Here is a 4,600-nt window from a genome sequence, read left to right on the forward strand (position 1 = left end):
GGACTCTAGATCTCTGCGAAAATCCAGAACATCGAGCAAAGCGAGATTTACATGACTTGCATCATGCTGAGGAGATTAAACGAATTTGGAAGGAAAGTTCAGGTCGGTATGGTGTACGTAAAGTCTGGCAAAAACTGAAACGTGAAGGCTATATTATTGCACGCTGTACTGTTGCTCGATTAATGAAAAAGCTAGGTATACAAGGTGTTTGGCGAGGTAAGAACAAACAAACCACCCGTAGTCGAGATGATCAAAAACGAGCGAATGATTTAGTGAAACGTAATTTTAGTGCTGATCATCCAGATCAGCTGTGGGTCAGTGACTTTACGTATATTCAAACCAAGTCAGGTTGGGTCTATACCGCATTTATTATTGATGTGTTTTCACGAGCAATTGTTGGATGGAAAGTATCAACACGTATGAATACAGATATGGTGCTTGATGCATTAGAACAAGCTTTGCATGATCGAGGTATGCCAAAGAATGTAATTCATCATTCCGATAGAGGTGTGCAATATCTTTCCATTCGCTATACCAATCGTCTAGAAGCAGCAAATTTACGAGCGTCAGTCGGTACAACTGGTGATTCATACGATAATGCTTTGGCTGAAACAGTGAATGGCTTATACAAAACAGAGGTGATTGAATATTTAAAAGCAGATTGGCAAGGTTTAGCGGATGTACAACTTGCGACACTCAACTGGGTAGATTGGTTCAATAAAGAGCGTGTACACAGTGCATTGGGTTACAAGTCGCCTTTTGAGTTTGAAGCAATGTACTATGATAAGATTAACCCGTTAGGTCAGGTGGCCTAACTTAAATAAAAAAGTCTCCGACAAACCCGGTACGGTTCAAAGTGCAAGTGCAATTCCGCAGTTTATTGAACTTTTAGCTAAGCAGTCTGACTCTTACTATACTCTAGATACTAATAGAGTATAAAGTCTATGCTATACAGAATGATAAATTCTGTATAGCTAAATCTAAAAAATATAGATTAGACCTCTTGCGAAAGTATCGTTTTACCTAATTTTTGAATTGGCTAAAACCTTATAATATGTAGCTTTTGGCTGTTTAAATTTTAAATTTTGACTAACGCAAGACGTCTATTTTTATAAATATTTTTTTATTCTTAGGGCGTGTCATCAATTAGCTTGAGAAAATATTACCGGTCCTCATAATTTTTTCATGACTAAACGCTATGCATTAAAAGATGATCAGTGGGAACAGGTTAAAGATCTGTTACCTGGACGAATGGGTACTGTTGGAGTAACGGCCAAAGATAACCGACTATTTGTTGAAGCGCTATCGTTCAGGTATCCCGTGGCGAGACTTATTCGAACGCTTTGGTGATTTTAGAGTCGTGCATACTCGCTTTTCTGCGCAGCTGTATTCATTTTATCTGCATTCAGTCGTTCCAGTTCCAGGTCAACCGCAGCAATATCTTCTTCAACCGCTTCGTCCCATAGGTGGATTTGTTTTGCGGTGAGATGTTCATTTTTACTACCGAATTTATACTGTTTAAATAGCGCAAGTTCATGCTCGTATTTTTGAGTGAGAACAGAGAGATGTTGGTTGCATGCTTCAAGATGTTGAACTTTGGCATCCAATTGCTGATTTGATACTTCAAGATGCTGAACTTTGGTATCTAATTGTTGTTTATCTTCTGCGAGTTGTTGATGCTGCAGCGCTAGCTGTCTGGTAAATTCCAGCAGTTGTTCATGGGTCAGTTGGCTTAAGTCAGGCAGCATTTTAATGACCGCAGTATGCCTGAGGTCATGACGCAGAGGAAATAGAACGTTTGGAGAATAGCAGAATGTACCAAGCTGGTTTAGAGCATCGTCACCACCAATGCGCTGCCAAGGCAAACCCTGGATCAGTGACTGTAACTGTTCCAGACTGATCGCCATGCTTTCACCCTGGTGAACCTGCGCCCAGTGGAATTTTCCCTGTTCCAGCCGCCGGGCACACAGCCAGATCCCCGTCCATCATGCACCAGCACTTTCATGCGATGGCCACGTTTATTACAGAACAGGTAAGCGCAATGCGGTTTGATCGAGCCAAAGGCTCTCAACACCTTAGCCATGGCAGTATCCATACCCGCACGCATGTCCATGGGCTGGGTAGACAACCAGATTTCATCAATACGGATCATTGAGTCAAACCCTGGATCAGCAACAGTAATTCAGTTACTGACTCCACTGGCCAGTCGATCTCGATCATCTGATCCCTTGCGGAACTTTGTTCCTTATGCAATGGAATCCTGATATGAGCGACAGCATTCTTCTCCGGCACAGGTGGCGGAGGTGCGTCTTGTTTGACTGGAGTCGGGTGAAGCATGACCGGAAGAAAGTCAGTCTGTGGAATGGAGGGGGTGTTAATGCAGGGGCATTGATCTGGACTGACGAATCCATTTATGCAACAGATTGGCATTGATCTGATGTTGCATTGCGACCTTAGCCACTGATGTATCTGGCTGCTGGCATTGCTGAATAAGTTGATGTTTAAATTCAGCCGTGAAGGTTCGACGGGGCTTTTTTAGCATTGGTGTGCTGTCTATAACTGTCTTTAAATCCATAAATAGGTGTCCACTTAAAATTTAGTGGACACTATCGTGGTATTCATGAGTGAGAAAAAGTGGGGCTCAGCGGACGCTTACTTTCATCTTGAGAGAGTTGGGTGTATTTCTTCATTGCGTGCTTTCCAATTGCGAGTTGAAAAAGTCTAATGATTCTACGAATACACCTAAATTTTTCAACTAACTACAAATGTGTCGCACTTGTGATTTGAATCTGCTGTTTTCAAAATCTGTTTTTCAGCTCGTTATGCAACAAAGCCGAACCGAATTAAAAATAGAAATGTAGTTGAGCTGATGCTTGCTCATTTCTTTATTTTTAGTAATTGAGGTGAACATACTGTCAGTACATGGTAGTTATAAGTAACGTGTAACTTTGTTCGCACAAAGATTTGAGTTATGCCAAGTGATGGATTGATTTGTACTTAAAATTTTAAGCTTATCCACTTGCTTTGCAAGCCACTACACTTTATTTACAATCCTATGTTGTGGAAGTAAGGGATCTTGTACTCGCCCAGTATGTTCAACTTGATTATATCTAAAGGACTATTAGGCTTCAATCAAATCAATTTTCCAATTATTCGACTGAATTAACACATTTAAATCACGTAATTTAAGACTAATATCATCAGCTTGTTTTTGTAATGATGAAACTGGAATAACTTTATGCCACTTTATTTCCCGCGTACTATAACGATCAGATTCACGAGATGTATTACTTATTGCTGCAGTTAGGGTTTTGTGCTGTTCTACAAATTCATCACGCAAAGTCAATAAAGCAAGTAGAGAACGACCATCATTTAATTTTGTTAAAGCATTAGTTTCATGAATTGCATAACTTAATTTTTGAAATTCTTGAATTAAAGAAAATACTTGTTTCAATAGTTCATTTGGATCTTCAGATGGTTTATCACCATCTTGTACCAATACATTTGCATTGATACGTTGTTTTAGTGAAATAATTTTTTTTTGTTGATCACTTCGAAGTAAGAGAGCTTCTGCTAATTTCATTTTTCACCTATTAACCAATTAGAATTAAGTTTTAAGCAGCTAAGTAATTTTACAAATACTATATATCCTCATTCTTTAAAGATCAAAAAAATTGATTTTTTACAATTTTCAGAGGTAGAAGTCTTATATTTTGTCATTAGTCGAAGCTCAGAATTAAGCTAAAGGCCTTTTTTTCAGATGCAGAATCCTTTATCTGATCCTAGACAGTATTATGGACATTCGATCCCTCTAAATTCTTACAATATTTTTGTTCAAAGGCTTCAGGACTTAACCAGCCATTTGCAGAATGTATTCTGATTCGATTGTAATAAATCTCGATATAGTCGAACAGGACAGCATTCGCTTCTTTTCGAGTGGCAAACACACTGCCATGGATTACATGACCTTTCAATGTATGAAAGAAGCTTTCAGTCACTGCATTGTCCCAACATGAGCAGTGTACTGCGCAAGACTGCCTGACATACTTTGAATAAAGTTATTCGTCAATAATAGCGCTCTAAAAGCACGACTACAGTACTGACTGCCTTGGTCAGAATGAACCATAACTCCTGTTGAATAAGCTTTTCATGCGCCAAGGTTGGTCCGAAACCATGCAGTTGATCAGAAACAATATTGAGGCACTTGAGTCTGAGTTCTTCAGAAAGCCTGGAATTGCTGGTTTGGCCACGACCCGTATGGGCTAATACAGCTGGACCTTGAACTTTGTATTTCTGCAGTAAGCGTCTGACCTGACATTCTGAAATATGAAGTAGAAGTAGCTGAGCAGCCTGGGATTGAGTTATGCGTTGATCGCAGATTTCCTGCAAGACCGACAATCGTTTAAGTTCTTTATCCGACATAGACACCAACATATCAAACCGTCCGCTAAGGAAATTGCAAAAGTGCACATTCTAAAAGCGGACATTTCTATTTTGGGCTTACAACACTGTGTTATTCACCAATTAAAATGTCTATGCGAAAAACCATTTAAAATGTCCTGTTTTTAACCACAAGAGTCAAGCACAGGATTTAAATTTC

At 39.4% G+C, this 4,600-nt stretch carries 4 protein-coding genes and 5 pseudogenes; 2 read left to right on the top strand and 7 right to left on the bottom strand.

Annotated features, from left to right (window positions below):
- The coding region (locus NI455_RS15090) for an IS3 family transposase (RefSeq protein WP_253114857.1) at positions 1–815 on the top strand (815 nt) is incomplete at its 5' end.
- Positions 816–1,185: 370 nt separating this feature from the next.
- Positions 1,186–1,372 (top strand): annotated as a pseudogene (locus NI455_RS15095) (transposase); the annotation flags it as partial.
- Here the strand turns inward: NI455_RS15095 and NI455_RS15100 are convergent.
- The 7 genes and pseudogenes from NI455_RS15100 to NI455_RS15125 form a co-directional block, all read right to left on the bottom strand.
- A pseudogene (locus NI455_RS15100) lies at positions 1,368–1,754 on the bottom strand (IS66 family transposase); the annotation flags it as partial. The pseudogenes NI455_RS15095 and NI455_RS15100 sit on opposite strands and share 5 nt — an antisense overlap.
- A 153-nt stretch (positions 1,755–1,907) precedes the next feature.
- Positions 1,908–2,152 (bottom strand): annotated as a pseudogene (tnpB, locus tag NI455_RS15590) (IS66 family insertion sequence element accessory protein TnpB); the annotation flags it as partial.
- Positions 2,149–2,337: a hypothetical protein gene (locus tag NI455_RS15105; RefSeq protein WP_016807214.1), complete on the bottom strand. Its 189-nt coding sequence runs from the start codon at positions 2,335–2,337 to the stop codon at positions 2,149–2,151. The gene NI455_RS15105 and the pseudogene tnpB, both read right to left, overlap by 4 nt.
- 37 nt (positions 2,338–2,374) lie before the next feature.
- Entirely contained in the window at positions 2,375–2,575 is a 201-nt protein-coding gene (locus tag NI455_RS15110; protein WP_004647840.1) for a transposase, read from the bottom strand.
- A gap of 546 nt (positions 2,576–3,121) precedes the next feature.
- Positions 3,122–3,583 carry a DIP1984 family protein gene (locus NI455_RS15115; protein WP_004647839.1) on the bottom strand — a complete coding sequence of 154 codons (462 nt, stop codon included), beginning with the start codon at positions 3,581–3,583 and terminating at the stop codon, positions 3,122–3,124.
- A gap of 199 nt (positions 3,584–3,782) precedes the next feature.
- Positions 3,783–4,147 (bottom strand): annotated as a pseudogene (locus tag NI455_RS15120) (IS3 family transposase); the annotation flags it as partial.
- Positions 4,141–4,422, bottom strand: a pseudogene (locus tag NI455_RS15125) (ISNCY family transposase); the annotation flags it as partial. The pseudogenes NI455_RS15125 and NI455_RS15120, both read right to left, overlap by 7 nt.
- Between the last annotated feature and the right edge of the window lie 178 nt (positions 4,423–4,600).

It is taken from the genome of Acinetobacter lwoffii (assembly GCF_024129435.1).
In the GTDB taxonomy this organism is placed as follows: domain Bacteria; phylum Pseudomonadota; class Gammaproteobacteria; order Pseudomonadales; family Moraxellaceae; genus Acinetobacter; species Acinetobacter lwoffii_F.

Coding starts and splice junctions, on each gene's coding strand:
- NI455_RS15115 (WP_004647839.1), bottom strand. CDS start 3,583: ATGAAATTAGCAGAAGCTCTCTTACTTCGAAGTGATCAACAAAAAAAA.
- NI455_RS15110 (WP_004647840.1), bottom strand. CDS start 2,575: ATGGATTTAAAGACAGTTATAGACAGCACACCAATGCTAAAAAAGCCC.
- NI455_RS15105 (WP_016807214.1), bottom strand. CDS start 2,337: ATGCTTCACCCGACTCCAGTCAAACAAGACGCACCTCCGCCACCTGTG.